Source organism: Shimia sp. MIT1388 (assembly GCF_047124445.1).
Classification (GTDB): domain Bacteria; phylum Pseudomonadota; class Alphaproteobacteria; order Rhodobacterales; family Rhodobacteraceae; genus Shimia.
This window is the reverse complement of the sequence record NZ_CP138921.1, coordinates 2,823,912-2,850,175: the sequence shown is the minus strand read 5'-3', so window position 1 is coordinate 2,850,175 and position 26,264 is coordinate 2,823,912. Positions and strand designations below refer to the sequence as shown.

Below are 26,264 nucleotides of genomic sequence, written 5' to 3'. Positions count from 1 at the left end.
GAGGGCGTTTGCATGGACATCGACACATTTCGCAGCGAGACCCGCGCGTGGCTGGAGGTCAATTGCCCGGCGGAGATGCGCACGCCGATGGGCGAGGACGACATCTGTTGGGGCGGGCGCAAGTTTGTGTTTCGCTCGCCAGCCCAAAAGCAGTGGTTGGAGGTCATGGCCGCCAAGGGTTGGACAGTGCCAAGCTGGCCCAAAGCCTATGGTGGTGGCGGTCTGAGTGGGGATGAACAAAAGGTCCTGACCGAGGAGATGCAGCGCATCAATGCGCGGCCGCCCCTACAAAGCTTTGGTATCTGGATGTTGGGGCCGGCTTTGTTGCAGTTTGGCTCTGAAGAACAGAAGCGCCACTACTTGCCCCAAATTGCGCGCGGCGAAATTCGCTGGTGTCAGGGCTACTCTGAGCCCGGTGCAGGCTCCGATCTGGCGGGGTTGCAAACCAAGGGCGTGGATACGGGAGACCACTTTGAGGTCACAGGACAGAAGATCTGGACCTCTTATGCCGACAAGGCGGATTGGATTTTCTGCTTGGTGCGCACGGAGCCGGATGAGAAGAAACACACCGGCATTTCTTTCCTGCTCTTTGACATGGAAAGCGCAGGTGTCTCGACCAAACCCATCAAGCTGATCTCTGGCGCTTCGCCGTTTTGCGAGACCTTCTTTGATGCAGTGAAAGTGCCCAAAGATCAGATTGTTGGGGCACGCGGGCAGGGTTGGACCATTGCCAAATACCTGCTGACCCACGAGCGCGAAATGATTGGCGCGGCAGACTCGGCGCTTTTTGCCAAGTCGGACCTCGCTGCGGATGCGATTGCAGCCATTGGTTTGGACGACACAGGTCGCTTGGACGATCCCATGCTGCGCGCGGAGCTGGGGCAGTTTCTGATCGATGAAATCTGTTTTGATGCGCATCTGGACATGACCGGCAGCTACATGCGCGCGGGACATGAATTGGGCGCGCGGTCGGCAGAGCTAAAGTACCTCGGGACGGAGTTGAATAAACGCCGCCAAAGCCTGCGGGTGGCGGCTGGCGGCAGCGATGATCTGGTTTGGGAGGGCGCAGCCAATGATGCGGGGCAGGCCGCCAAAGACTGGCTGCGTTCCAAGGCCAACACCATCGAGGGTGGCACCTCTGAGGTGATGTTGTCGATCTTGTCCAAAGCCGTTTTGAAATTGCCGGGGTAAATGCGCATGGAACTCTTGAGCGAAGACCAACAGTTGATTGCCGACTCTGCGGCGGGGTTTCTGCGCGATGGGCATGGCATAGCCGTCTTCCGTACGCTGAGAGAGGCTGGCGAAGATGCCAACAGTGCGATTTTGGCGGATCTCGCCGAGATGGGCTGGATGGGGATTGTGATTCCAGAGGCGCTTGGCGGGGTTGGGCTTGGCTACCGCGCCGCAGGGCTTATTGCCGAAGAGCTGGGGCGCAACCTGACAGTCAGTCCGTTTGTGTCTTCAGCCATCTTGGCGGGCACCGCGCTGGCTTCGGCTGGAGGCGACATGGCGCAAAACTGGGCGGCCAAAATTGCCGCAGGCGACGCCGTTGTTGCGCTGGCGATGGATGAAGCTGCCAAACATCGTCCTGAACGTATTGCCACGACGGTTTCAGTCGCGTCTGGTTCGCTGAGGCTGAACGGGCGGAAAACCTTTGTGGGGGATGGCGGCATTGCGGATCGTTTGATCGTGACCGCCAAACGGGACGATGATCTGTGCTTGGTGTTGTGTGATCCCATGGCGGATGGCGTCACGCGCGCGTCGCAGGTGATGCTGGACCATCGCAATGCCGCCACTGTGATCTTTGAAGATGTCGCAATTTCTGAGGCTGACATTCTTGCGCAGGGGCCTGCGGCAGAGGATGTCTTGGCAAAGACGCTTGCGGCAGGGCGCGCAATTGCGGCGGCGGAGCAGCTTGGCGTGGCCAAGGCCGCGGCCGAGCAAACCTATGAGTACCTGCGCACCCGCAAGCAGTTTGGCGTTTTGATTGGGCAATTTCAGGCGCTGCAACATCGCGCTGCGGATCTCTATTGCGAACTGGCGCAGGCTTCGTCGCTGATTGCGTCGGCGTTGAACGCATTGGATGACGACAGTGTCGAGGTCGAAACCTTGACCCGTGTAGCTAAGGCCAAGATGGCGCGGGTCGGGCGGCAGGCCACGGAAGAAGGCGTGCAGATGCATGGTGGCATTGGCATGACCGATGAGATGGACCTGGGGCTTTTTATGAAACGCGACCGTGCTTTGTCCGAGTTTCTGGGCGATGCAGGCTATCACACCGAGTGGATTTTGCGGCAGCGCGGCATCTAGCTTGGGTTGAGTGGAAATAACGTACGTTAGCGTATGGAGAAGGAGAGGTGACGTAACGGAGTTTTGCGCAAGCGGGGGAATGGAGACTTGACGCAAAAGACTTCGCTCCGAAGACTGAGCATAGAAAAAGCCGGTCCAAACCGGCACGGGAGGATACATTGGAAGTTGTGCAACTGCTCGTCAGCGGGCTTGCGAATGGCTGTGTCTACGGCTTGATCGCGCTTGGCTTCGTGCTGATCTACAAGGCGACCGAACAGGTGAATTTCGCCCAAGGCGATTTCATGATGCTCGGCGCCTTTGTGTGTTTGGGGCTGACAAACGCCCACTACATGGGGCTGCCGTTCTGGATCGCAGCGCCTCTGGCGATCGCCATCATGGCGGTGCTGGGTTACTTGCTCGACTTCTTTGTGCTGCGGCATCTGTTTGGCCAAAGCCAAACGGCGGTGGTGATCCTGACCATCGCATTGGGATTTGTCATTCGCTTTGTCGCTGGTGTGATCTGGAGCCATGAGCCACAGACCTTGGAAAGCCCACTTGCCGTTGGAGACTTCAACATTGGTGGCGTTGTGCTGGGCATGGCGGACATTGCGGTGATCGTTGTGACCGTGCTGCTCACCTACTTCCTGTATCAGTTCTTCCAGCGCACCAAGCTTGGTTTGGCGATGCAAGCCGCGAGCCAAAACCAGATGGCGGCCTACTTCATGGGTATTCCGGTAAAACGCGTGCAGGGCATGATCTGGGGTCTGTCCGGTGCGGTGGCAGCTGTCGCAGGTATTCTTTTTGCCTCTAAAGGCGCAATTGATCCCAACGCGGGGTTGTTGGGCATCAAGGCATTCGCTGCTGCGGTGATTGGCGGGTTTGGCTCTTTGCCGGGCGCGTTGATGGGTGGGCTGATCGTTGGGGTGATCGAGCCCTTTGCCAGCCGCTACTTCCCGGCGGGCTACAGTCAGATCGCGCCCTACACGCTTTTGCTGTTTGTGCTGGTGTTCCGCCCGCATGGCCTGTTTTCGCAGGTCCGGATCAAGAAAGTCTGAGCCATGCGGATCCATTTCAAAACCTCCTATGAACATGACATCCGGCTTTTCCCCGACTGGTGGAGCTTCTTTGTCTACGCAACGCTTATCGTGATCGCGGTGGCCCTGCCGTGGCTGATGGATGACTTCTTCCTCGGTGAAGTCACCAACGTGCTGATTTGGGCCATCGCGGGTCTTGGCCTGATGCTGCTGACCGGGCAGACAGGTCAGGCCAGCTTGGGGCACGCGGCCTTCCTGGCTCTGGGCTGTTACTCCTGTATCATCTTTATGGAACAAGGTTGGCCTTTCCTGATCGCCTTCCCGGCAGCCGGTATTCTGACAGGCGTGGTCGGCACGATCATCGCCATTCCGGCGATCCGTCTGCACGGCATCTACCTCGCGATTGCGACCATCGCGCTGTCCATTCTGGCTGATGATATCATCGTGCTGATGGAGCCGATCACAGATGGTGTGTCGGGCAAGTTTGCCCCGATGATCAATATCTTTGGCATCGAGATTGAACGCTGGACCACACCGGATCGGTTCTACTGGCTGGTGCTCGCGGTCACGATCCTTTGCACGCTCGCCTATCGCAACCTGCTGCGCTCGCCCTTAGGGCGCGCCATGGCCGCCGTGCGCGACAGTGAAGTTTCCGCCACAGCCATGGGCGTGCACATCGCGCGCACCAAGGCGGCAGCTTTTGGCATCTCCTGCGCGATCACCGGCCTGGCGGGCGCGCTCATGGGCTTCTATGCAGGCGCGTTCAACAACGAAACGTTTTCCATCGTGATCTCCATCACGCTCTTGATGATGATTGTAATTGGCGGGTTGGGCTCCATTCACGGCACGTTTTTTGGCGCGGTTGTCGTGGCCTTCCTGCCGCAGTTTCTGTCGATGACCAAAGACCTGATCGGCGGCAGCTCGGTGGCCATTCCCGGCCTGGAAACCGGCGTCTTTGGCATGATCCTGATCCTGTTTATCCTGTTTGAGCCGATGGGCATCTATGGCCGCTGGATGAAAATCCGCATCTGGTTTGAGCTCTTCCCGTTTGCGCGCAAAGACATGTTCAAGCGTCAGAAGAGCTACCTGAAGACGGAGCGTTTGAGATGAGCAATCTGCTGGAAATCAACAACGCAACACTCAAGTTTGGCGGCGTGGTCGCGGTGAACGATCTGACGTTTTCGGTTGAGGAAGGCGAGGTCTATGCCATCGTTGGGCCCAACGGTGCGGGTAAATCTACGGTCTTCAATCTGATCTCGCGCTTCTACAATCCCTATGCAGGGTCGATCACCTTTGACGGTCATAACCTATTGGACCGCAACGCGGATTCCGTAGCCGACCTCGGCATTGCGCGCACGTTCCAGAACATCGAATTGTTTGACCACGCCACGGTTCTGCAAAACCTGCTGGTGGGGCGGCATCGCCATCGCAAGACCAATCTGGTGCAAGAGATGCTCTTCACGCCCAAGGTGCGGCAGGAAGAAAAACGCCATCGTGAAGCCGTTGAAGAAGTTATCGATTTCCTCGACCTGCAGCCCTATCGCGACAAAATGATCGCCGGGCTGCCGTATGGTGTTCGGAAGGTGGTCGAACTGGGCCGGGCGCTGGCGTCTGGGCCGCGGCTTTTGCTGCTGGATGAACCGGCCTCAGGTCTGTCGGTGGAAGAAACCCAAGACATGCGTTGGTGGATTGATGACATCCGCAAACAGATGGGCATCACGGTTTTGATGGTGGAGCACGACATGGGCTTGGTTTCCGGCGTGTCCGACCGCGTGCTGGCCTTGGCCGACGGGGCCAAGCTGGCCGAAGGCACGCCTGGGCAGGTGCAATCTGACCCGGCCGTGATTGAGGCCTACCTTGGCGCGGGGGCAGCGTGATGGGCGAAACAGTGCTTGATATCAAGAACATCGAGAGCTTTTACGGCCCAATCATGGCCATTCGTGGCGTGTCGCTGAAGGTCGAAAAGGGCCAGGTTGTGACCGTGCTGGGCGCCAATGGAGCTGGCAAATCCACTCTGCTCAAAACCATCTCCGGCATCATGGATCCGGAAAAAGGCCACGTGGTCTTTGAAGGCCGCGAGATCCAGGGCATGGAACCGCACAAGGTGGTCGGCCAAGGCATCGTGCATGTTCCCGAAGGTCGCGAAGTTTTCCCGCTTCTGACGGTGGACGAAAACCTCTCGCTTGGCGCCTACACGCGTAGCGACAAAGCGGAGATCGAAAAGGACCGACAAATGGTCTTTGATTATTTCCCGATTTTGGCCGAACGCCGTCACCAAGAGGCCGGCACCCTGTCTGGTGGTCAGCAACAAATGCTCGCCATTGGGCGCGGGTTGATGCTGCGGCCCAAGATCATGTTGCTGGATGAGCCAAGCCTCGGCCTGTCGCCGCTGTTGGTGCAGGAAATCTTCTCCATCCTCAAACGCCTGAACAAAGACGAAGGTGTGACCATGATGCTGGTCGAGCAAAACGCCAAAGTTGCGCTGGATCTCGCTGATGTGGGCTACGTCATGGAGGTCGGGCGGATCGTGATGGACGACACCGCCGAGCGCCTGATGGAAAGCGAAGACATCAAAGCCTTCTATCTGGGCCATCAGGAAGAAGGCGCGCGCGGCGAACGCCGCTGGAAACGCAAGAAAACATGGCGCTGAGGGGAGGCAGGATCATGAACATTCACACCACATCCCAGCCGCCGGAACAGGTTGAAATCAACGGCGTGATTGTCTCTGCCACACCGGGGCAAAAACCCGCACTGGTGGACGGCTGCGACACGGTTGTGGGTCTGTTTCAAAAACGCTGTGAACAGCTGCGCGACCGGACCGCGCACCGCGAAAAAGACCTCGGTATCTGGCAGAGCTATTCCTGGGCCGACTACTGGATCCATGCCAAATGGATCGGCCTTGGCCTGCGGGCCTTGGGGCTGGAACGTGGCGAGGTGGTCTCGATCCTCTCGGAAGACCGTAAGGAATGGCTCTATGCCGACATGGGCATCCAATGCGTGGGCGGGATTGCCTCGGGTGTTTACACCACCGACAGCGCCAGCCAATTGGAGTACCTGCTGCGTGACAGCGGCAGTCGCTTTCTGTTTGTGGAAAATGACGAGCAGCTCGACAAGTTTCTGGAGATCGAGGACCAGGCCAGCCATGTGGTGAAGGTCATCATCTTGGACCAAGACGGGTTGCATGACCTGCGCCACGACAAATGTGTGTTTCTGGATGACCTCTATGAAACCGGTCGCGCGTATGAGGCCGAAAACCACGGTGTCTTTGAAGAAGAAATCAAGAAGGCCAAGCCCGAGGACACGGGCCTGCTGATCTATACCTCCGGCACCACCGGCATGCCCAAAGGCGCGATGCTGTCGCAGGAAAACGTGATTGCCGCCTGTGTGTCCGGCGCCCATGCGCTGCCAACCATGGATAAGGATGAGCAGCTCTGTTTCCTGCCGCTGTGCCACATCCTGGAGCGCAACGTGTCGGCCTATTTCCCGATTGCGGGCAAATCCACGGTGAACTTTGCCGAAAGCCCGGAGACGGTGTTTGACAACCTGCAGGAAGTCTCGCCCGCGCATTTTACGGCGGTGCCGCGTGTGTGGGAGAAGATCTATTCCCGCGTGCTGGTGCTCGCTCAAGAAGCCACGCCCATCGGGCGGCTTTGTTTCAATTTGGCCGTCAAAGCCGGTTTAAAACGCGCGGATTACTTGCTGGAGCGCAAACCGGTGCCAAGCGGCGTGCAGCTCAACTACGCGATTTGGGATTTTTTGGTGCTGCGCAATCTGCGCCGGATGTTGGGCATGGACAAAATGCGCCGCGGCGGCACCGGCGCGGCCCCGATCAGCCCGGAATTGATCCGCTGGTATTGGGCGATTGGCGTGCAGCTTCTGGAAGGCTACGGCATGACCGAAAACGCCGGTCTCGCCTCCATCAATCTGCCCGATGACAACAAGCTGGGCAGTGTGGGCAAAGCTGTGCCAGGGTTTCAGGTGCGCATTGCCGAGGATGGCGAAATTCAGACCTTTGGCCTGAACAACTTCCAAGGCTACTGGCGCAATAATGAGAAAACGGCGGAGACCTTCACCGAGGATGGCTGGCTGCGCACGGGGGACGTGGGCAAGCTGGACGAGGACGGCTTTGTCACCATCACCGGGCGTCTCAAGGACATCATCATCACCGCTGGCGGCAAAAACATCACCCCGGCGGAGATCGAAAGCCGCCTGAAGTTCAGCCACTATATCTCGGATGCGGTGGTGATTGGCGACGCGCGAAAATACCTGACCTGCCTGATTATGATCGATCAGGAGAATGTGGAGAAATACGCCCAGGATCGCAAAGTGCCGTTCTCGGATTTTGCCTCGCTCTGTGCCGCCCAAGACGTGGTCGACCTCATCAAGGGCGAAGTGGACGACGTGAACAAAGAGTTCGCCCGTGTTGAACAGATCAAGGAATTCCGCCTGATCAACGTCCTGCTGACGGCGGAGGATGAAGAACTGACCGCGACCATGAAGCTCAAGCGCAGCTTTGTGGAGAAGAAACACGCGGGACTCATAGAGGAAATGTACTAACATCGATTTCATGTGGCCCCAGACCACACTTCAAACGGGAGGAAACTATGAAGAAACTGACGACTGCAATGGCAGTTGGCGCCGCGGCGCTGGCTTCCCAGGTCGCTGCGGACACGCAAGGCGTGAGCGACGGCGAGGTGGTGATTGGTTCTGTGAACGATCTGTCCGGCATCTTCGCTGCGGTGGGCGTTCCGGCGGTCAACGGCGCCAACATGCGCTTTGACGAGGTAAACGCCGCAGGTGGTGTGCACGGGCGTCAGATCCGGTTTGTTGTGGAGGACAACGGTTACCAGATCCCGCGCGCGATGCAGGGCTATAACAAGCTTCTGAACCGCGACAAAGCCTTTGCCATGCTCTTGTCGCTTGGCACGCCGATGAACGTGGCCGGCTTCAAACTGCTTGATCCCAAAGGCATTCCAAATGTCGGCCCACTGTCGGCAGCGCGGCAGATGTTGCAGGAGCCGATGGACAATAAATTCATTGGCTTCTCAAGCTACTACGACCAAGTGCAGGTCGGCGCGAAATACCTTGCGGAAGAGTTCGAGGCCAAAAACCTCTGCACCATGTATATCCCGTCCGACTTTGGTAAAGAGATTGCCGAGTCCACCAAAGACCTTGCCGACAGCATGGGTCTGAGCATGGCAGGCGAAACCACGCACAAGCCGGATGAGCTGGATTTTGTTGGTTCCCTGACCAAGCTGAAGGCGGCGGAATGTGACGTGATCACCATGGCGCTGGGCGTGCGTCAGGGCATCACCGTTGTGGGCACCGCCAAGAAACTCGGCTGGGCTGACGTGAAGTTTCTCAACACCTCCGCAGGCTTCCTCGAGCCGGTGGCGATGGTGCCGGGTGGCGTGACCGACGGGCTCTATGCCGCGGCCGGTTGGCGCGATCTCTATGAGCGCGCGGCCGATCCCGTGCCGGGCAAGTTCATCGCTGACTACAAAGCGAAGTTTGACCAGCCCGCGTCCGGCTTTGCCATGCTCGGCTATTCCGCAGCAGACACCGTGGTGCGTGCACTGGAAGCGGCCGGGCCTGACCTGACCCACGAAAGCTTCATCGCCGCCATGGAGACGCTGGATTACATGGACGAGTTGACCGGATCACAGACCACTTATGGTCCGGACGATCACCGCGGCGCGGATGAGGTTGTGATTTCCGTGGTGGAAAACGGCGGTTGGAAAACGGTTGCTGTGAAGTAAGTTTGGGTGAATAGAAATGTGAGGGCGCCTCTTTGGGGGCGCCTTTTTTGCAGTAAGCGTAGGATGCCTCGTTAGTGGAGGCAGTGAGCAAGGAAAGCTGTAGATCAAATGATTAGAACGGCATTGATTAGCGGCCTAGCCCTGTTGGGCTCGGTATCGGAAGCCTTTTCCGAACCGCCCGATGCATGGCAAACTCTTGAACGGATTTGCCGAGAAGCCCCTTATGAAACGCCCAACGATGCGGTTGCGGTTGCCCATTTGGCCGGCTGGCGCGAGCTTGATGATGCTCAACTGGAAAAGGCTGCGAATCTATTTGGTAGCGTTTGGGCGCTTGAGCATCCAATGCTCGACATCCGCTCGGCAACGATCGATGAAATCAACGCGACCCATGCTGTGATGATGATCCGGTTCTTCAATGACCTACTGCCAAGCGCTGCTGGGCAACAGTTTGGCGTGCTTTACCTCGAGGCGCCGGAATTTTTAGCCTTCACAAGCTATAGGCAGTCCGAGATCACACCCCAAACGAACGCTTTTCCTTGTGAAATTTTTTTGTTGGGTGAAGCGTCCTTTTTGGATGACAGATTCGTTTCTGGCAACTGGCAAGCCTATAAGACAGAAGAAAGCGAGACTGTCGTACAGATAACGGATCGATACTTGTCATCGGTCATCCGAGTAACCAAGTTCGGCGAAAACGTTTCTAAAAGCATCCTCACACTGCCCGCGTTCACGGTCACGACAAAGAGATTCTGATCCAAAAAAGGCAATCTTCCAAGCGACCACACAGAAAAATTCCCCGCAGCCGATGGTCTGGTCTGCGGGGAAGGCGGGAGTGAACTTGTTCTTGCACAGTCCCCATAAACACCGCGCGCCTGTCCCTAAAAAGTCCGCGGCCCTTCCGTGAGTGGATGTGCCCGCGCCGCGCAGGTTGGAAGGAGGATTCAACCTGGGCGCTCTGGCGACCACCTAACCCCAGATATACCTTATTTTGCGGCATTTGGCTACATATTGTGTCGATTTTGTAACCGCTGTGTAAATACAGCGGGTTACTGCCAGGTCACATCGCCCAGAAAGATATAGCCCGCGCCGTAGATGGTTTTGATAAGACGCGGGTTTTTGGGGTCTTCCTTGAGCTTGGTGCGCAGGCGCGAAATCCGCACATCCATGGCCCGATCAAAGCTTTCACCGGCCGCGCCGCCCAAGGTCTCTTGCATCTGGGCGCGGCTGATCAACCGTTTGGGGCTGTCTAGAAACAGGCGCAGCACCTCGCCTTCCGCATGGCTGAAGGTGGTTTCGGCACCCGTTTCATCCACCAGCACATAGCGGTCAAAATAGGCGGTCCAGCCGTTGAACACGGCAGTATTGGCCGCGACCGGCGCGGCGGGTTTCTCTTTGCGCAGCCGCGCGCGCACACGCGCCACCACTTCGGTCGGGTCAAACGGCTTGATGATGTAGTCATCCGCGCCGAGCTCCAGCCCGGTGATCCGGTCCTGCACTTGCGCCCGACCGGAGATAATGATCACCGCCGCGCCCAGTTCCAAGGCCAATCGGTGCACCAGCGACAATCCGTCTTTGTCCGGCAGGCCGAGGTCTACCAGACAGACATCCGGCGTGGTGGATTTCAGCGCGGCTTCAAATTCGGTGGCGCGGGAAAACGCCATGGTGCGAAAGCCCGCGTCCTCCAAAGCGTCCGCCAAAATCATGCGGATTTCCGGTTCATCGTCCAGGATGGTGACAAGCGGGGCGGTCATGGCGGGGCTCACTTCGGATGCAGAAACTGGTCAAGCTGTGCCGCCGTGAAGGGCTTTGGCAGCACCGGCGCGCGCGCGGCGCCTTCGATATAGAGATCATGGCTCTGGGGCAAGCTGGTCATCAGATAGGTTGGCACGCGGTCGCGCCCCAACTCGCGGATCAGGTCCACGCCGGTGGCGTCACCTTCCAGGGAAATATCGGACAGCACCAGTGTGATGTCTGGCAGCTGGTCCAGCAACACACGGGCTTCGTCCACGCTGGCGGCTTCGATCACCGTGTGCTTCATGTCGGTCAGCATGTCGCGGATCAGGCCGCGCAGGTCCGGGTTGTCCTCCACCAACAGCGCCAGACCCGGGGTGGAATCCTGCACCGCGCGGCGCAACGGCAGGCGCAGTACCACCTGACCACCGGTTTCGGTGTTGGCGATTTTTATGTCGCCGCCCACCAGCTTGGTCATATCATAGACCATCGCCAGCCCAAGGCCCGAGCCATCCGCGCCTTTGGTGGTGAAAAACGGATCCAGCGCATGTTCCAGCGCCTCTTCGGAGAACCCCGGCCCGGTGTCGCGCACGGTGAATTGTACCCAGGTGTTCTGCACCAGTTCGGCTATTAACAGGATTGTCCCGCCCTGACCGCAGGCATGGGCCGCGTTCAGCAGGAGGTTCACCAGTGAGTCGTGTAACATTGCCGGGTCCAGCAACACTGCGCCCTCTGGAATGCTGTTCTCGATGATGAGCGCAACCTCGTCGCCTACTGTTGGCTGCGCCAGGGTTTCCAGCTCGGACAGGAAGCCCGTCATATCCGTGGGCGCCAGTTTCGGCACCCGTGGGCCGGTCACATTGGCGAGGTTGTCCAGCAACGTGCCGCCCCGGCGCGCCGCGCCCAAGGTGGCCTCGATCAGCGCACTGGCCTCGTCTGGCAGCTCCATCTTCTGCAACTTGGCTTGCGTGCCCAAGATAATGGTCAGCAGGTTGGAGAAGTCATGCGCCAGACCGCTTGTCATTTGCGCCGCAATCTCGCGCCGCCGGGTCTGCTGCAACGCCACACGTGCCTGGGTTTCCTCGGTCACGTCCATCGACAGCACATAGACACCACGAGCCGCACCCTCGTTGTCATCTGGTGTAAACGCCGCTCGGATGCGCCGTGTGCTGGGGTGTTCGTTGAATTCAAACACCGATGGCTCGCCTTTGAAGGCCTTATCCATATGCGGCTTGATATGGCTGTAGGCGTTTTCGCCCAAGGCTTCGCTGGCGTGCATGCCAACGATGTCAGAAGGCCGTCCCGGGATCACCGCGCTCAGGCGGCGGTTGGAATAGGTGTAAAGCCTGTCCGGCCCGACGTGGGCGATATGGGCCGGCATCATTTCCGCCGTCAGCCGCATGCGCGACTCGCTGTCCATCAACTGGCGCTTCACCTCTTCCAGCGCCTGCACGGTGGCTTCCAACTCGCGGTTGGTGGCGGACAGCTCCTCGGCGTATTGCAACAACTGATCCGAAAGCTCTTCAGAACGGGAGCGCAGCAACGCCTCCTGTCGCTTGGTGGAGGTGATGTCGGTATAAACCGCAACCCAGCCGCCCTCTGGCAGAGGGGACCCTTCCACAGACACCCAGCGCCCGTCCGCGCGCTTACGTTCAAAATAGTGCGGTTCAAAGTTCAGCGCCCGGTCGACACGCTCCTTGATGAAGGCCTCTTTGTCTTCATCGCGCACATCGCCATATTCGCCGTTCTCGATCAGAAAGCGGATGGTTTCGGAAAACGGCGCCCCCGGTTGGGATAGCACGCGGGGAATGGAAAACATCTCGCGGAAACGGGCATTGGCGACCACCAGCTTCAGATCGCTGTCATAAATCGACATCGCCTGTTTGATCAGGTTCAGACCGGCAACGGTCATGGCCTGTGTGGCTGCGGCTCGCTCCATTTCGGCTCTCCTTCTCCTCTACCGCTAACACTCAATTTGGGGGTGCGAAAAGGGCGAATTGCGCCTTGTTACAATTCGTAAGGATTGGGAAAACTTTAAGAAAAAGTTGACCAACAGGGTGAAACACGCACCACTAGAGGTGGAGAATCGCTCACGCGGTTTTGGCCCGTTTCGGCGGGCTTAAGGGAGGAAGAGAATTTGGCACAGTCGTCACAGGCGACCGGTGGACTGACGTCCATTCCGGCGCTGTTGCAGCGGAACGCCGCCCAGTTTGCAGACAAAGATGCATACCGGGAGAAAGAGTTCGGGATCTGGCAGACCTGGACTTGGGCAATGACCGAGAAAGAGATCGAAGCGCTGGCGCTTGGTCTGATCAATCTGGGTGTGAAAGAAGGTGACTTTGTCGCCATCATCGGGCGCAACCGCCCGTATTTCTATTGGTCGATGGTTGCCGCCCAATCCGTGGGCGCGGTGCCAGTGCCGGTCTATCAGGATAGCGCGGCTGAAGAGATGGAATACATCCTGGGCCACTGTGGCGCGAAATACGCCATCGTTGAGGATCAGGAGCAGGTCGACAAGATCATCGAGATCCAGGAAAAGCTGCACACCTTTGAGCATATGGTCTACATCGACCCGCGTGGGTTGCGGAAGTATGACCACCGCCAGCTGCATGAGTTCAGCCACATTCAGGCGCAGGGCCGTGCCGCTCATGACGAGCTGATTGGCGAGCTGAAATCCCGTCGTGAAAAGCTGGACTACGACAGCACCTGTGTGATGCTCTACACCTCCGGGACCACCGGTAAACCCAAAGGTGTGGTGCTCTCCAACCGCAACGTGATCGAAAGCTCCAAGAACTCTGCGGACTTTGACGCGCTGACCGGTGACGAGGAAATCCTGTCTTACCTGCCGATGGCCTGGGTTGGGGACTTCATCTTCTCCGTTGGTCAGGCGTATTGGTGTGGCTTCTGTGTGAACTGCCCGGAATCGGCAGACACCATGATGACCGACCTGCGCGAAATTGGTCCTACCTACTACTTCGCGCCGCCCCGTATCTTTGAGACCTCGCTGACCAATGTGATGATCCGCATGGAAGACAGCGGCGATCTGAAATACGCGCTGTTCCATCACTTCATGGACTTCGCCAAAACCGCTGGCGAGAAATACGGCATGCCCAAGCGCAGCCTGGCCAAACCTGACATGAAGCGCCGGATCAAAAACGGCTGGCGCTACGCGATGGGTCTGGGCTTTGCGATGGAAACCATCGTGGAAAACGGCATCCGCATGGCCTTCACCAAACTGCGTCACGGCAGCAAGGCACGTGAGCATTTCAAAGCCAAGGATCCGATCCTGCTGAACCTCTATCGCGGCAACCTGCGCGACTACTTCAAGTATCGCATGGGCAACGTGCTGGTGTACGGCCCGCTGAAAGACACGCTGGGCTTTGGCCGCGTGCGTGTGGGCTACACGGCGGGTGAAGCGATTGGTCCGGAAATCTTTGAGTTCTACCGCTCGCTGGGCATCAACCTGAAGCAGCTCTACGGTCAAACCGAAGCCACCGTCTTCATCACGGCGCAGCCGGATGGCGAAGTGCGCGCGGACACTGTGGGCGTGCCAAGCCCCGACGTGGAAATTAAAATCGACGACAACGGCGAAATCCATTACCGCAGCCCGGGCACTTTTGTTGAGTACTACAACAACCCGGAAAGCACCGCCTCCACCAAGGATGCGGAAGGCTGGGTGGCAACGGGCGACGCGGGCTTCTTTGAAGAGAAAAGCGGCCACCTACGCATCATCGACCGGGCCAAAGACGTTGGCAAAATGGCCGATGGCTCCATGTTTGCGCCGAAGTATGTCGAGAACAAACTGAAGTTCTACCCGGACATCTTGGAAGCAGTACTGTTTGGCAATGGCAAGGACCGCTGCGTGGCTTTCATCAACATCGACCTGACGGCGGTGGGCAACTGGGCGGAACGCAACAACATCGCCTACGCCTCTTATCAGGAACTGGCCGGTCACCCGAAGGTGCTCGACAGCATTCAGGAACACGTCGAGGCGGTGAACCGCTCTGTGGCGGATGACCCGATGCTGGCAGGTTGTCAGATCCACCGTTTCCTGGTTCTGCACAAAGAGCTGGATGCGGATGACGGCGAAATGACCCGGACCCGTAAGGTACGCCGTGTGATTGTGGCCGATAAGTTCAAAGACCTTGTGGACGGGCTGTATGACGGGTCTTCCTCAGTCTCCACCACCACCGAGGTGACCTATGAAGACGGCCGCAAAGGCTCGATCAGCGCGACCCTCGAACTGCGTGACGCCCAAGTTGCGCCAGTAGCAAGCAAGATGGCAGCGGAATGAACGACATGAGCAACGATAGCTACGTCACGGACGACGGCCGCACCATCGGCCCAACCGTGATGGAAATGAAAAACATCACGCTGCGTTTTGGTGGCGTGAAGGCGATCACCGACATCAGCTTTGACATCCGCGAAGGCGAGATCCGCGCGATCATTGGTCCAAACGGTGCAGGCAAATCCTCGATGCTGAACGTCATCTCCGGCTTCTACGTGCCGCAGGAAGGTGAAGTTTGGTACAAGGGCGCCAAGCGCCCGCCAATGAAGCCGTATCAGGTTGCGGAACAGGGCATCGCCCGGACCTTCCAGAACATCGCGCTGTTTGAAGGCATGACCGTTTTGGACAACGTCATGACCGGCCGCCTGCGCCAGATGAAAGCCAACATGTTTGAGCAGGCCATCTGGAAAGGCAAAGCCGAGCGCGAAGAGGTCGAGAACCGCGAAGTGGTCGAGAAGATCATCGACTTCCTCGAAATTCAGGCAATCCGCAAAACCCCGGTTGGGCGTCTGCCGTATGGTCTGAAGAAACGCGTTGAGCTGGCCCGTGCGCTGGCGGCGGAACCTTCTATCCTGCTGCTGGACGAGCCCATGGCCGGTATGAACGTTGAGGAAAAAGAGGACATGTCCCGCTTTATCCTCGACATGAACGACGAGTTTGGCACCACCATCGCGCTGATCGAGCACGACATGGGCGTGGTGATGGACCTGTCCGACCGCGTGGTCGTGATGGACTACGGTAAAAAGATCGGCGACGGCACGCCGGATGAAGTGCGCAACAACCAGGACGTCATCGACGCCTATCTGGGGGTGGCACATGACTAAGCAACTTTCTGAAATCACACTGAAAACCGGAGGCGCGAGCGATGCCTGAACAACTCGCATTTGCAATGGAGGTCTTCCTCAACGGCCTCATGGCGGGCGTGCTCTATGCGCTTGTCGCGCTGGGCTTCGTCTTGATCTATAAGGCCTCCGGGATCTTTAACTTTGCCCAGGGTGTGATGGCGCTGTTTGCCGCGATGACCCTGGTGGGTATCCAAAACGGCCAAGTGCCCTTTGCCCACCTGATCAACGCGATCTTTGGCACCCATGTGCACACCTTCGGCTGGAATGTACCCTCGGTCTTTGCCCTGATCTTCACCGTTGGGGTGATGATCCTGCTGGCCTGGGCGGTGCAACGCTTTGTGTTCCGCCATCTGGTGGGCCAAGAGCCGATCATCCTCTTCATGGCGACCATTGGTCTGGCGTACTTCCTCGAAGGCTTTGCGGATCTGATGTGGAACTCCGAAATCAAGAAACTTGATTTCTGCATGACCGCCAACACCTGCCTGCCGCAGGGCATCAACATCGCCATCGACGAATTCACGTTTAACGCCTTTGGCTATGGCTTCTTCATCGACAACCTCGACATCACCGCAACCATCGTGGCGATTATCCTGGTGATCGCGCTGGTGGCCTTCAGCCAGTACACCAAACAGGGCCGCGCCATGCGCGCCGTGGCAGACGACCACCAAGCCGCACTGTCCGTGGGTATCTCCCTGAACTTCATCTGGGTTCTGGTCTGGTCCCTCGCAGGTTTTGTGGCACTGGTCGCCGGCATCATGTGGGGCGCCAAATCCGGGGTGCAGTTCTCGCTGTCCCTGATCGCGCTGAAGGCTCTGCCGGTTCTTATGCTCGGTGGCTTCACCTCGATCCCGGGCGCCATTGTGGGCGGTCTGATCATCGGTGTGGGTGAGAAGCTTTTCGAATTCTGGGTGGGCCCGCTTGTGGGCGGCGCAACCGAGAACTGGTTTGCCTATGTGCTCGCACTCGTGTTCCTCGTCTTCCGGCCACAGGGTCTGTTTGGCGAAAAGATCATCGAGAGGGTCTGACGCATGTCCAAGCTGCTTGCCATCCTCAACGTGATCGCATGGGCCGGTTTCTGGGTCTTTGGATATCTCGCCTTCACAGGCGACGTGACCCGCCCGGAGCAAATGACCACAGCGGCCCTTGTTGCGGCGGTTGGCGGCTTGGTTGGCACTTGGACATTCTTCCAGCTGGTCCGCCACGCGGAATCCACTGGCTACGCAAAATCTCGGAACCGGGCGGACCGGTCCCATCTTGAAAAAGAATACAACGAGGAGACCGCCTGATGTTCTATCGTGAAGCTGGCGATTTCAAAACGACCTACTCGGCGGACAACCAGACGTTCCCGATCAAAATTGACCGCGTGGGCTACTATGTGGCTTTGGTTGTTGCCTTCCTGATCATCCCGTTCATGATCAACGACTACTGGGCCAACGCCATTCTTTTGCCATTCCTGATCTACTCGATCGCAGCCATCGGCCTGAACATTCTGGTGGGCTACTGTGGGCAGGTGTCTTTGGGCACCGGGGGCTTCATGGCGGTGGGCGCTTATGCCTGCTACAAGCTAATGACGGCTTTTCCGGAAGTGAACATCTTCTTCCACGTTCTTCTGTCCGGTGGTGTGACAGCCTTTGTCTGCATCCTGTTTGGCCTGCCATCCCTGCGCATCAAAGGCTTCTACCTCGCGGTGGCGACGCTGGCAGCGCAGTTCTTCCTGGTGTGGCTCTTCAACCGGGTGCCGTGGTTCTACAACTACTCCGCCTCCGGCCAGATCAACGCGCCGGAACGCACCGTGTTTGGTGTGCCGGTGACCGGCCCCAACACCGAAGCCTGGGCGACTTACCTCTTCTGCCTGGTGTTCCTGGTGATCTGCGCGCTGGTTGCTCGCAACCTGACCCGTGGCATGGCCGGCCGTAAGTGGATGGCGATCCGCGACATGGATATCGCCGCCGAAATCATCGGAGTGAACCCGCTGAAAGCCAAGCTGACAGCCTTCGGCGTCTCCGGCTTCTTCATCGGCATCTCGGGTGCGCTGTTCTTCGCTCTGTACCTCGGGGCGGTGGAAGTTGGCGAAGCCTTCGGCATCAACAAATCGTTCCTCGTGCTCTTCATGATCATCATCGGTGGTCTCGGCTCGATCTTCGGCTCCTTTGCGGGCGCAGCCTTCCTGGTACTGCTGCCGGTGGTGCTGAAAGTGGTCGGCGTGGACATGTTCGGCTGGCCCACAGACATCGTGGCGCACTTGCAGCTGGTGATCGTGGGCGGCCTGATTGTGATGTTCCTGATCCTGGAACCACACGGCCTTGCCCAACTCTGGCGCGTGGCGAAACAGAAACTGCGGTTGTGGCCCTTCCCGCACTAAGGCGGGGCCAGAACCAACCATTCCGGGGCGGGGAGGCCCCGGCAATCAACATCGGACAAAACCAAGGGAGGAGAACCCCGATGAAAATGAAGTTTGCAACTATGGCTGTGACAGCCATGATGGCAGCAGCTCCAGCAATGGCAGACCTCGTGTTCCCGTCGCTGAGCTACCGCACCGGCCCGTACGCAGCGGGTGGTATCCCGTTCGCGGACGGTTACGCCGACTATTTCACTCTGCTCAACGAGCGTGACGGCGGTATCGGTGGCGTGCCAACCCGCCTGCTGGAATGTGAAACCGGCTACAACACCGAAAAAGGTGTGGAATGCTACGAATCCACCAAAGGTGAAGGCGCTCTGGTCTATCAACCGCTGTCCACCGGCATCACCTATCAGCTGATCCCAAAAACCACGGCTGACGGCATCCCGATGCACACCATGGGTTATGGCCGGACTTCCGCGGCAAACGGTAAGGTCTTCAGCCACACCTTCAACTACCCAGGCACCTACTGGAACGGTGCGTCCGGTGCGGTGAACTACCTGCTGGCCGAAAACGGCGGTGACCTGAACGGCCACAAAATTGCGCTGGTCTACCACAACTCCGCATACGGCAAAGAGCCAATCCGCACCTTGGAAGAGCTGCAGAAGAAGCACGGCTTTGAGCTGAGCCTGCTGCCAGTGGATCACCCAGGTCAGGAACAGAAGTCCCAGTGGCTGCAGATCCGCCGCGAAAAGCCAGACACCGTTCTGATGTGGGGCTGGGGCGTGATGAACCAGGTGGCCATTCAGGAAGCGGCCAACATCCGTTTCCCAATGGAAAACTTCATCGGCATCTGGTGGTCCGGTGCAGAGCATGACGTTCTGTCCGCAGGCGCGAAAGCCAACGGCTATAAGGCGTTGACCTTCCACAATGTGGGCCGTGACTTCCCAATCTTTGAGGACATCCAGAAACATGTTGTGGACACCGGCAAAGCTGCGGGCGCAGGCGACCAGATCGGCAACGTTCTCTACAACCGTGGTATGTACGCAGCGATGCTCGCAGCCGAAGCGGCGAAAACCGCTCAGGAAATCCACGGCACCGCAGACATCACCCCGGCGATGATGCGTGACGGTATGGAAGCTCTGTCGATCACCGAAGACAAAATGGCTGGCCTCGGTATGCCAAACTTCGGTCCTTCCTTCGACGTGTCCTGTGAAAACCACGGTGGTCCTGGCTTGGTTGGCGTGACCCAGTGGGACGCGGATAGCAAGACCTGGTCTCTGATCTCCGATTTCGCAGAAACCGACATGGAAGTGATTGGCGCGCTGATCGCAGAGGACTCCAACGCTTATGCCTCTGAAAACAACATCGAGATGAACTGTAAGTAAGTTCGCTTGAAGCAACAGGTCTCGGCCGGGCGCACCGGCCGAGACACCCAAGAACGCGAGATGAAAGACAACGCACATGCTTGACGCTGGTCGCACCCAAGAGACCCTTCTGGAGGTCAACAACATCGAGGTGATCTACAACCACGTGATCCTCGTGCTCAAAGGCGTGAGCCTCTCGGTCCCCAAAGGCGGCATCACCGCGCTTCTGGGCGGCAACGGCGCAGGCAAAACCACCACCCTGAAAGCCATCTCCAACCTGCTGCACTCCGAGCGCGGCGAGGTCACCAAAGGCTCGATCAACTACCGCGGCGAAGCGGTGGCCGATCTTGATCCGGCCGCTCTGGTGAAAAAAGGCGTCATCCAGGTGATGGAAGGCCGCCACTGTTTTGAACACCTGACCGTTGAGGAAAATCTGCTGACGGGGGCCTACACCCGTAGCGGGGGCGACGTCGCCGCTGACCTCGAAATGGTCTACAACTACTTCCCGCGTTTGAAAGAACGCCGCAAATCGCAGGCGGGCTATACCTCCGGCGGGGAACAGCAGATGGTTGCCATTGGTCGCGCGCTGATGAGTAAGCCGGAATGCATTCTTCTGGACGAGCCCTCCATGGGCCTCGCGCCTCAGCTGGTGGAGGAAATCTTCAACATCGTGAAGGACCTCAACGAGAAAGAAGGCAACACCTTCCTGCTCGCCGAACAGAACACCAACGTGGCCCTGCGCTTTGCGCATTACGGCTACATTCTGGAATCGGGTCGCGTTGTGATGGATGGCCCCGCAGACGAGCTGCGCGAAAACCCGGACGTGAAAGAATTCTACCTGGGCATGAGCGACGAAGGCCGGAAATCCTTCCGCGACGTGCGCTCCTATCGCCGTCGTAAGCGTTGGCTGAGCTAAGACGCCATTGAGCACCGGCGCGCGACGCAGCGCGCCACCCCGCCCAACGAAGACGGGCAGACATACCCCACCGCGCCCCCGAAACTGGCGGGCGCACAGGAAGACTTTGGCCGCCAGACGCGGCTTTGGACCACAAAGGATGGCATCACATGAGCCGCTTTTTTGACGATTTGGAAACCCGCAGCGCCGATCAGCGCGCCGCTGATCTGGCCGCCGCTTTGCCGGCACAGATCGCACGGGCCAAACAATTACCGGGTTTTGCGGCCTCTTTGGCGGACACGGCCCCGGCCAAAGTGACCTCAGTAGAAGACCTCGCCAATCTGCCGGTCCTGCGCAAATCCGAACTGGGCGCGGCGCAGAAAGCCAGCGGTCCGCTTGGCGGCTTTGCCGATCTGAGCAATCCCAATATCGCGCATGTGTTCCAATCTCCCGGCCCGATCTATGAACCCGGTGGCAACACCTCCGACTGGTTCCGCTTTGGTCGTGTGCTGCACGCGGTGGGCATCGGCGCAAATGACATCGTGCAGAACTGCTTCAGCTATCATCTGACCCCGGCCGGCATGATGTTTGAAAGCGGTGCACGCGCTGTTGGTGCCAAAGTGCTCCCAGCGGGTGTGGGCCAGACCGAAATGCAGGTCCGCGCTGCGGCTGACATCGGCACCACCGCCTACGCAGGCACGCCGGATTACCTCAAGATCATCCTCGATAAGGCCGAGGAGATGGGTGAAAAACTCAAGATCACCAAAGCCACCGTTGGCGGCGGAGCGCTGTTCCCAAGCTTGCGTCAGGAATACGCCGATCGCGGAATCACCTGTCTGCAAGGTTATGGCACCGCAGATCTTGGTTCCATCGCTTACGAATCTGAAGCAATGGAAGGCATGATCATCGACGAAGGTGTGATTGTGGAAATCGTCACGCCCGGCACCGGCACCCCTGTGGCGCCGGGTGAGGTGGGCGAAGTGGTGGTGACCACGCTCAACCCGGATTATCCGCTTATTCGTTTTGCCACTGGCGACCTCTCCGCCATCCTCCCTGGGCAAAGCCCGTGCGGGCGGACCAACATGCGCATCAAAGGTTGGATGGGCCGTGCCGATCAAACCGCCAAGATCAAAGGCATGTTTGTCCGCCCCGAGCAGGTGGCAGCGCTTGTGGCGAAACATGACGAGGTCACCAAGGCCCGCGTGATTGCAACCCGCGCAGGTGAGATGGATGTGATGACCGTACAAATCGAAAGTGCTGGTGGTGACGAGGCCGCTTACGGTGCCTCCGTGGCGGATGCGCTGAAGCTCAAAGGCAAGATCGAGATTGTTGCCCCGGGCAGCCTGCCTAAAGACGGCATCGTGATCGAAGATCAGCGCAAATACGATTGACCCCCTCTTCCCCTGAGCCCGGCGTCCTTATGGGTGCTTCGGCTATGCCCGTCGCTTGCGGCGGGCTTTTTCTTTTGGGGGTGTCTTCCCTCGCTCGTGCCGTGTGCGGCACGGGCAGCACCCGACCGCCCCCAATGGGCGGGCGCTTTGCTTCCGCCCGCGGTCAGCCACTGCCCTCAAGCCTGGCCATTCTCGCCCCTAAAATACCCAATCAACAGCTTCCCCATCAGCCGCTCCAGCGTTTCCTGCGCGGCGTCCTCGCCGACAATCTCCGCCACGGCCGCATGGTGCGCCGCGACCGACACCTGCATCGCTTCATCTTGGGCAATCTCTGCCGCAGATTTGCCGCGCAAGTAGTCAAACAACAGCGCCATTTCGCTGCCAAACCCCGGTGCCATAGCTTGGATCAGCGCCTGTATCTGCGCTTCCTGTGAGGTCCCGCTTGCCTGCGGCACAGCAACGGACTTCATCACCTCTTTGGTGCTTGCCAGAAACAGCGCCTCCTTGGTGGGGAAATAGTGATACAGCGCCGATTTGGACACGCCCAGATGCGCGGCCACCTTGCGCATGCTCACACCGCCATAGCCATGCTCGGAAAAATAGGACGCGGCGCGCAACGCCAAATCGGCGCGATGGGCTTCATGGTCTACGATCTTCGGCATTTATTTCGTCCATCTGGTCTAAAAACTGTTTGACACGACTCACCCTTGAGGTCTAGGAGGAAAATGTTTTCGTCCAAACGGTCCAAAAAAGATGTCTCCAACGCGCACTCCACGCCTCTTTCGTCTCGAAGTCCTGCTGGCCTGTGCCGTGTCGGCTGGCATCCTTTGCAAGATCGCGGACGGGTGTCGCGCAATAGTCTGTCTGTTTTGAAAGGTCCCTAAATGTCATCTTCCGCAACCACTGGCGGGGTCGACCGCGCTCATGATCGCTCCTTTGCACCCAAGCTGATCTTTGCCGCCTTGCATGGTGGCATCGTGGGCCTGTGCCTTTGGCTGGCCTTTGCAATGGAGTGGGTAGACCCTGCGCGCGCCAAACTATTGGCGGGCTGCGCGGTGCTCTATTTCCTGCGGCACCTGATCACGCTGTTTGTCCTGCTCAAACGCAAGGTGGAACTCTCAGAAGCATTGGGATTGTCCGCTTTTATGGCCGTATTCGAAATCGGATTTTTGCTTCTAGGCGCAGGTATCCTGCGTGACACCGCCGTGCCCTTCGGCAGCATGGACATGTTGGCGCTGGGACTGGTTGCTTTTGGCTCTTACCTCAACACGGGTTCAGAGCTGCAACGCATGATCTGGAAGAGGCACCCGGAGAGTAAAGGCCGCTGTTACACTGGTGGTTTGTTCAAGCATTCCATTCATATCAACTACTTCGGCGATATGGTGTTGTTCACCGGTTGGGCTTTGCTCACAGCCTCCTGGCTGGCCCTTGTGATCCCACTATTGATGACCGTTGGTTTTGTCTTCATCCACATTCCGGGCTTGGACGCCTACCTGTCCCAACGCTACGGTGCCGAGTTTGACACCTACGCTGCCAAAACCGCCAAACTGATCCCCTTCGTCTATTAATCCCCCTCGCAAACTTCGACCCATGCACTATCTTGGCGGAACACGATAGGTGAGGACCCGCCATGGACGCACAAACCATCAAAACCCGCGAAATGCGCGCGCTTTCTATCGCCATGGCAGGCAGCCTGTTTATGGGCGGGGCAGGGGTACTGGCCGCAATCCTCTCCAATTCCACCGCCATCATGATGGACGGTCTGTTCTCCCTGATCGCCTTCACCTCAGCCTTCATCGGACGCAAGATCAGCCAGAATGTGGACGCCGCCCCGGATCGTTTTCGTCCGCTGGGCTATGCCGCAGATGAAGCGGTGTTTGTCACCTTCCGCTCGCTGTCGCTGATTGGCCTGATCCTCTTTGCATGTGGCTCTGCGGTGATGAACATCCTCAACTATATCCAAGGCGAGGCGATTCCGACGCTCAATTATGAGCCCATGCTGATCTACTTCGTGGTGATCAGCGCCACCTGTTTCGGCCTTTGGGCGATCCACCGCCACACATGGAAGAAAACCGGGGAGGTCAGTGACATCCTCAAGCTGGAAAGCAAAGCCGCCGCCATCGACGGTTTCATGACAGTCGCCACTGCCTTGGGCCTCGGCATGATTTATGCCTTTGGCGACAGCTTCCTCGCGCCTATTGCCCCGGTTGGCGACAGCATTGTGGTGTTCTTCCTCTGTCTGGTCGCTGCGCGTCAGGTTTTGCGCGATCTCGGGGGCGGCATGGGCGAGCTGCTTGGTGTCACCGCCCAGCCGGAGATCATCGCTAAGGCTCGTCGCGCCCTGCGCGCATCGGTGGCGGATCTGCCAGGTGAGTTCACCGACATGTCCGTGGTCAAACTTGGCCGCACTTACACCGTCAGCGTCTACTACAACCCAAAGCAGGCGATCACACCGGAGCAGGTTGACGACCTCAACCTCACCATGATTGCCGACGTGCGCAAAGTGCTGCCCGGTGCCGATGTGCTGCTCTGCATTTCGCAATACCCCCGCCGTTGGCCCGAGGGTATGGGCTAACGCATCGCGCGCCCTTTGAGGATCGCGTCAGAGCCAAAGCGCTCTCGAATGGCATCGGTGGCGCGCTCCGCCTTGGCGCGTTGCTCCGCTTGTGGGTCCAACAAATCGCCCGACAGGTCCGCCTGTGTTGCAGGCACCAGATCCGCCAGACCAACGCCAATCAAACGGTACGGCCCCTCATCGCCCACTTGATCAAACAGCCCGCGGGCGGTGCGATAGAGCGTGTCCGCCATCTGTGTCGCATCCCGCAGGCTCACCCGCCGGCTGATCGTGGAAAAATTCGCCCGTTTGAGTTTCAGCGTCACCACACGACCGGCCAAATCTTTGGCCTTGGCCCGGTCGCTCACCTTTTCAGACAACCGCCACAAATGCCCGTCCAGAATATCGGTGCTGGCGGTGTCCTCAAAAAACGTGGTCTCGTTGCTGATGCTTTTTATCGGCGCGTTGTTGGACACTTTGCGCCGATCTTGCCCGCGCGCCAGATGCCAAAGCCGGTAGCCCGTGTTGCCAAACCGCGCGATCAGGTCTTCTTGGTCCCAGCGCAGCAGGTCGGTAAACGTGCGAATGCCCGCCCGCTCCAAACTCTGCTGCGCCACCGGCCCAATGCCCCAGATCATCCGCACCGGTTTGTCCGCCAAAAACGCGTCCGTATCCGCCTTGCCAATCACCGAAAACCCGCGCGGCTTGTCCAGATCACTGGCCACCTTGGCGAGGAACTTATTGTGCGACAGCCCCACCGAACCCGTCACGCCCAACTCATCTTTCATGCGTTTGGTCAGCCGCGCCAGCATCACCGATGGCGGCGCACCATGCAGCTTGGTGGTACCGGTCATGTCCAAGAACGCCTCATCCAACGACAAGGGCTCAATCACAGGGGTCAGCTCATCCATCATCTTGCGGATCGCGCGACTGACCTCGACATAGACCTCCATACGCGGCTTGATCACCACCGCATCCGGGCACAGCTTCAGCGCCTGAAACATCGGCATCGCCGAGCGCACCCCGCGAATGCGCGCCACATAGCACGCCGTGGACACCACGCCGCGTTTGCCACCGCCAATAATCACCGGTTTGTCGATCAACTCCGGGTTATCACGCTTCTCGACACTTGCATAAAACGCATCGCAATCCATATGCGCGATAGACAGCTCAAACAGCTCAGGATGAGAGGTCACACGCAGGCTGCCACAATGTGGACACCTTTTTGTGGTTTCCAATTCGTTAAGACAATCGCGGCATACTGCTGGCATTGGTTTACTTTGTATCGGATAGCGCCATGACTATAGCATTCCCGAACTTCCCTGACAGGGCCTATCGCGGCTCCAAGCTGATTGTGTTTGTGGGGGACAAGCTGGTGTCAGTATTGCGTGATGACATCGCCACCATTCCCTGGCCGGACTACTGGGATTTCCCCGGTGGTGGTCGCGAAGGGGATGAAGCGGCGCTGACTTGTGCCCTGCGTGAAACCGAAGAAGAGATTGGCCTAACCCTGTCAGAGCAGGACGTGATCTGGGCCCGCCGGTACCAGCGCCACGACCACTTCACCTGGTTCTTTGCCGCGCAACTGCCTGCGGAAATGGAAGAGCACATTGTGCTTGGCGATGAAGGTCAGCGGGTGAAACTCATGTCTCCACATGAGTATCTCTCCCACCCCAAAGGCATCCCGCATTTCCAGACACGTCTCGCCGATTTCCTTGCCGACACGCATCCGGACAATCCGCAGACCTTCATGCTGCCCATGGCCGCCTGCGCTTAAAG

General features: G+C 58.4%; 24 protein-coding genes. 20 read left to right on the top strand and 4 right to left on the bottom strand.

The annotated features are described in order from the left end of the window. Nucleotides 1-12 precede the first annotated feature (12 nt). From SIB92_RS14195 to SIB92_RS14155, 9 genes are all read left to right on the top strand, one after another. A complete protein-coding gene (locus tag SIB92_RS14195) occupies nucleotides 13-1,191 on the top strand; it encodes an acyl-CoA dehydrogenase family protein (protein WP_412552658.1) in 1,179 nt (392 codons plus the stop codon). Beyond that, on the top strand, nucleotides 1,192-2,307 hold the full coding sequence (locus tag SIB92_RS14190; RefSeq protein WP_412552657.1) for an acyl-CoA dehydrogenase family protein: 1,116 nt from the start codon (nucleotides 1,192-1,194) through the stop codon (nucleotides 2,305-2,307). It abuts the gene before it with no gap. A gap of 158 nt (nucleotides 2,308-2,465) precedes the next feature. Beyond that, nucleotides 2,466-3,341, top strand: coding sequence for a branched-chain amino acid ABC transporter permease (locus tag SIB92_RS14185; protein ID WP_412552656.1), 876 nt, complete (start codon nucleotides 2,466-2,468; stop codon nucleotides 3,339-3,341). A gap of 3 nt (nucleotides 3,342-3,344) precedes the next feature. Further along, nucleotides 3,345-4,430, top strand: coding sequence for a branched-chain amino acid ABC transporter permease (locus SIB92_RS14180; RefSeq protein ID WP_412552655.1), 1,086 nt, complete (start codon nucleotides 3,345-3,347; stop codon nucleotides 4,428-4,430). Further along, nucleotides 4,427-5,197, top strand: coding sequence for an ABC transporter ATP-binding protein (locus tag SIB92_RS14175; RefSeq protein WP_412552654.1), 771 nt, complete (start codon nucleotides 4,427-4,429; stop codon nucleotides 5,195-5,197). The genes SIB92_RS14180 and SIB92_RS14175 overlap by 4 nt, the downstream gene beginning before the upstream one ends. Next, nucleotides 5,197-5,970: an ABC transporter ATP-binding protein gene (locus tag SIB92_RS14170; protein ID WP_412552653.1), complete on the top strand. Its 774-nt coding sequence runs from the start codon at nucleotides 5,197-5,199 to the stop codon at nucleotides 5,968-5,970. Before SIB92_RS14175 ends, SIB92_RS14170 begins: the two co-directional genes overlap by 1 nt. A 14-nt stretch (nucleotides 5,971-5,984) precedes the next feature. Continuing rightward, nucleotides 5,985-7,877, top strand: a complete 1,893-nt coding sequence (locus SIB92_RS14165; protein ID WP_412552652.1) for an AMP-dependent synthetase/ligase — start codon at nucleotides 5,985-5,987, stop codon at nucleotides 7,875-7,877. 47 nt (nucleotides 7,878-7,924) lie between these two features. Then, the gene (locus SIB92_RS14160) at nucleotides 7,925-9,079 is read left to right on the top strand and encodes an ABC transporter substrate-binding protein (protein ID WP_412552651.1); all 1,155 of its coding nucleotides are present in this window, start codon (nucleotides 7,925-7,927) and stop codon (nucleotides 9,077-9,079) included. Between the two features lie 108 nt (nucleotides 9,080-9,187). Beyond that, nucleotides 9,188-9,829 (top strand): hypothetical protein, encoded by a 642-nt coding sequence (locus SIB92_RS14155; protein WP_412552650.1) that lies wholly within the window; start codon nucleotides 9,188-9,190, stop codon nucleotides 9,827-9,829. A gap of 293 nt (nucleotides 9,830-10,122) precedes the next feature. Here the strand turns inward: SIB92_RS14155 and SIB92_RS14150 are convergent, their stop codons facing one another. Together SIB92_RS14150 and SIB92_RS14145 are read right to left on the bottom strand one after the other, a co-directional pair. After that, nucleotides 10,123-10,827 carry a response regulator transcription factor gene (locus SIB92_RS14150; protein WP_294115747.1) on the bottom strand — a complete coding sequence of 235 codons (705 nt, stop codon included), beginning with the start codon at nucleotides 10,825-10,827 and terminating at the stop codon, nucleotides 10,123-10,125. 8 nt (nucleotides 10,828-10,835) lie between these two features. Then, nucleotides 10,836-12,746 (bottom strand): PAS-domain containing protein, encoded by a 1,911-nt coding sequence (locus SIB92_RS14145; RefSeq protein WP_412552649.1) that lies wholly within the window; start codon nucleotides 12,744-12,746, stop codon nucleotides 10,836-10,838. 198 nt (nucleotides 12,747-12,944) lie between these two features. Here SIB92_RS14145 and SIB92_RS14140 point away from each other — a divergent pair, with 198 nt between their 5' ends. The 8 genes from SIB92_RS14140 (at nucleotide 12,945) to SIB92_RS14105 (ending at nucleotide 21,931) form a co-directional block, all read left to right on the top strand. After that, nucleotides 12,945-15,101, top strand: a complete 2,157-nt coding sequence (locus SIB92_RS14140; protein WP_412552648.1) for an AMP-binding protein — start codon at nucleotides 12,945-12,947, stop codon at nucleotides 15,099-15,101. Further along, the gene (locus SIB92_RS14135; RefSeq protein WP_412552647.1) at nucleotides 15,098-15,919 is read left to right on the top strand and encodes an ABC transporter ATP-binding protein; all 822 of its coding nucleotides are present in this window, start codon (nucleotides 15,098-15,100) and stop codon (nucleotides 15,917-15,919) included. The genes SIB92_RS14140 and SIB92_RS14135 overlap by 4 nt, the downstream gene beginning before the upstream one ends. Nucleotides 15,920-15,960: 41 nt before the next feature. Then, nucleotides 15,961-16,965 (top strand): branched-chain amino acid ABC transporter permease, encoded by a 1,005-nt coding sequence (locus SIB92_RS14130; protein ID WP_294115754.1) that lies wholly within the window; start codon nucleotides 15,961-15,963, stop codon nucleotides 16,963-16,965. Between the two features lie 3 nt (nucleotides 16,966-16,968). Further along, nucleotides 16,969-17,226 (top strand): hypothetical protein, encoded by a 258-nt coding sequence (locus tag SIB92_RS14125; RefSeq protein WP_412552646.1) that lies wholly within the window; start codon nucleotides 16,969-16,971, stop codon nucleotides 17,224-17,226. Beyond that, the gene (locus SIB92_RS14120) at nucleotides 17,226-18,302 is read left to right on the top strand and encodes a branched-chain amino acid ABC transporter permease (protein ID WP_412552645.1); all 1,077 of its coding nucleotides are present in this window, start codon (nucleotides 17,226-17,228) and stop codon (nucleotides 18,300-18,302) included. Before SIB92_RS14125 ends, SIB92_RS14120 begins: the two co-directional genes overlap by 1 nt. Nucleotides 18,303-18,382: 80 nt before the next feature. Next, the gene (locus SIB92_RS14115; protein ID WP_412552644.1) at nucleotides 18,383-19,666 is read left to right on the top strand and encodes an ABC transporter substrate-binding protein; all 1,284 of its coding nucleotides are present in this window, start codon (nucleotides 18,383-18,385) and stop codon (nucleotides 19,664-19,666) included. A gap of 76 nt (nucleotides 19,667-19,742) precedes the next feature. Then, nucleotides 19,743-20,561: an ABC transporter ATP-binding protein gene (locus tag SIB92_RS14110; protein ID WP_294115759.1), complete on the top strand. Its 819-nt coding sequence runs from the start codon at nucleotides 19,743-19,745 to the stop codon at nucleotides 20,559-20,561. Between the two features lie 149 nt (nucleotides 20,562-20,710). Next, entirely contained in the window at nucleotides 20,711-21,931 is a 1,221-nt protein-coding gene (locus SIB92_RS14105; RefSeq protein WP_412552643.1) for a phenylacetate--CoA ligase family protein, read from the top strand. 176 nt (nucleotides 21,932-22,107) lie between these two features. Here SIB92_RS14105 and SIB92_RS14100 read toward each other — a convergent pair whose 3' ends face one another. Next, nucleotides 22,108-22,593: a TetR/AcrR family transcriptional regulator gene (locus SIB92_RS14100; RefSeq protein ID WP_412552642.1), complete on the bottom strand. Its 486-nt coding sequence runs from the start codon at nucleotides 22,591-22,593 to the stop codon at nucleotides 22,108-22,110. A 222-nt stretch (nucleotides 22,594-22,815) separates the two neighbouring features. Here SIB92_RS14100 and SIB92_RS14095 point away from each other — a divergent pair, with 222 nt between their 5' ends. Continuing rightward, the gene (locus SIB92_RS14095) at nucleotides 22,816-23,499 is read left to right on the top strand and encodes a DUF1295 domain-containing protein (RefSeq protein WP_412552641.1); all 684 of its coding nucleotides are present in this window, start codon (nucleotides 22,816-22,818) and stop codon (nucleotides 23,497-23,499) included. Between the two features lie 62 nt (nucleotides 23,500-23,561). Further along, nucleotides 23,562-24,506, top strand: a complete 945-nt coding sequence (locus SIB92_RS14090; RefSeq protein WP_412552640.1) for a cation transporter — start codon at nucleotides 23,562-23,564, stop codon at nucleotides 24,504-24,506. Here the strand turns inward: SIB92_RS14090 and SIB92_RS14085 are convergent. Continuing rightward, nucleotides 24,503-25,756, bottom strand: coding sequence for a DNA polymerase IV (locus tag SIB92_RS14085; protein ID WP_412552639.1), 1,254 nt, complete (start codon nucleotides 25,754-25,756; stop codon nucleotides 24,503-24,505). The genes SIB92_RS14090 and SIB92_RS14085 overlap by 4 nt on opposite strands. Nucleotides 25,757-25,782: 26 nt before the next feature. Here SIB92_RS14085 and SIB92_RS14080 point away from each other — a divergent pair, with 26 nt between their 5' ends. After that, nucleotides 25,783-26,262, top strand: coding sequence for an NUDIX hydrolase (locus SIB92_RS14080; protein ID WP_412552638.1), 480 nt, complete (start codon nucleotides 25,783-25,785; stop codon nucleotides 26,260-26,262). The last annotated feature ends 2 nt before the right edge of the window (nucleotides 26,263-26,264 follow it).

What these genes read in the sequence shown, in the direction of transcription:
- SIB92_RS14130 (WP_294115754.1), top strand. Translation starts at nt 15,961, where the DNA reads ATGCCTGAACAACTCGCATTTGCAATGGAGGTCTTCCTCAACGGCCTC.
- SIB92_RS14105 (WP_412552643.1), top strand. Translation starts at nt 20,711, where the DNA reads ATGAGCCGCTTTTTTGACGATTTGGAAACCCGCAGCGCCGATCAGCGC.
- SIB92_RS14195 (WP_412552658.1), top strand. Translation starts at nt 13, where the DNA reads ATGGACATCGACACATTTCGCAGCGAGACCCGCGCGTGGCTGGAGGTC.
- SIB92_RS14100 (WP_412552642.1), bottom strand. Translation starts at nt 22,593, where the DNA reads ATGCCGAAGATCGTAGACCATGAAGCCCATCGCGCCGATTTGGCGTTG.
- SIB92_RS14125 (WP_412552646.1), top strand. Translation starts at nt 16,969, where the DNA reads ATGTCCAAGCTGCTTGCCATCCTCAACGTGATCGCATGGGCCGGTTTC.
- SIB92_RS14110 (WP_294115759.1), top strand. Translation starts at nt 19,743, where the DNA reads ATGCTTGACGCTGGTCGCACCCAAGAGACCCTTCTGGAGGTCAACAAC.
- SIB92_RS14190 (WP_412552657.1), top strand. Translation starts at nt 1,192, where the DNA reads ATGCGCATGGAACTCTTGAGCGAAGACCAACAGTTGATTGCCGACTCT.
- SIB92_RS14135 (WP_412552647.1), top strand. Translation starts at nt 15,098, where the DNA reads ATGAACGACATGAGCAACGATAGCTACGTCACGGACGACGGCCGCACC.
- SIB92_RS14080 (WP_412552638.1), top strand. Translation starts at nt 25,783, where the DNA reads ATGACTATAGCATTCCCGAACTTCCCTGACAGGGCCTATCGCGGCTCC.
- SIB92_RS14120 (WP_412552645.1), top strand. Translation starts at nt 17,226, where the DNA reads ATGTTCTATCGTGAAGCTGGCGATTTCAAAACGACCTACTCGGCGGAC.
- SIB92_RS14115 (WP_412552644.1), top strand. Translation starts at nt 18,383, where the DNA reads ATGAAAATGAAGTTTGCAACTATGGCTGTGACAGCCATGATGGCAGCA.
- SIB92_RS14085 (WP_412552639.1), bottom strand. Translation starts at nt 25,756, where the DNA reads ATGCCAGCAGTATGCCGCGATTGTCTTAACGAATTGGAAACCACAAAA.
- SIB92_RS14150 (WP_294115747.1), bottom strand. Translation starts at nt 10,827, where the DNA reads ATGACCGCCCCGCTTGTCACCATCCTGGACGATGAACCGGAAATCCGC.
- SIB92_RS14095 (WP_412552641.1), top strand. Translation starts at nt 22,816, where the DNA reads ATGTCATCTTCCGCAACCACTGGCGGGGTCGACCGCGCTCATGATCGC.
- SIB92_RS14165 (WP_412552652.1), top strand. Translation starts at nt 5,985, where the DNA reads ATGAACATTCACACCACATCCCAGCCGCCGGAACAGGTTGAAATCAAC.
- SIB92_RS14090 (WP_412552640.1), top strand. Translation starts at nt 23,562, where the DNA reads ATGGACGCACAAACCATCAAAACCCGCGAAATGCGCGCGCTTTCTATC.
- SIB92_RS14160 (WP_412552651.1), top strand. Translation starts at nt 7,925, where the DNA reads ATGAAGAAACTGACGACTGCAATGGCAGTTGGCGCCGCGGCGCTGGCT.
- SIB92_RS14170 (WP_412552653.1), top strand. Translation starts at nt 5,197, where the DNA reads ATGGGCGAAACAGTGCTTGATATCAAGAACATCGAGAGCTTTTACGGC.
- SIB92_RS14180 (WP_412552655.1), top strand. Translation starts at nt 3,345, where the DNA reads ATGCGGATCCATTTCAAAACCTCCTATGAACATGACATCCGGCTTTTC.
- SIB92_RS14145 (WP_412552649.1), bottom strand. Translation starts at nt 12,746, where the DNA reads ATGGAGCGAGCCGCAGCCACACAGGCCATGACCGTTGCCGGTCTGAAC.
- SIB92_RS14155 (WP_412552650.1), top strand. Translation starts at nt 9,188, where the DNA reads ATGATTAGAACGGCATTGATTAGCGGCCTAGCCCTGTTGGGCTCGGTA.
- SIB92_RS14175 (WP_412552654.1), top strand. Translation starts at nt 4,427, where the DNA reads ATGAGCAATCTGCTGGAAATCAACAACGCAACACTCAAGTTTGGCGGC.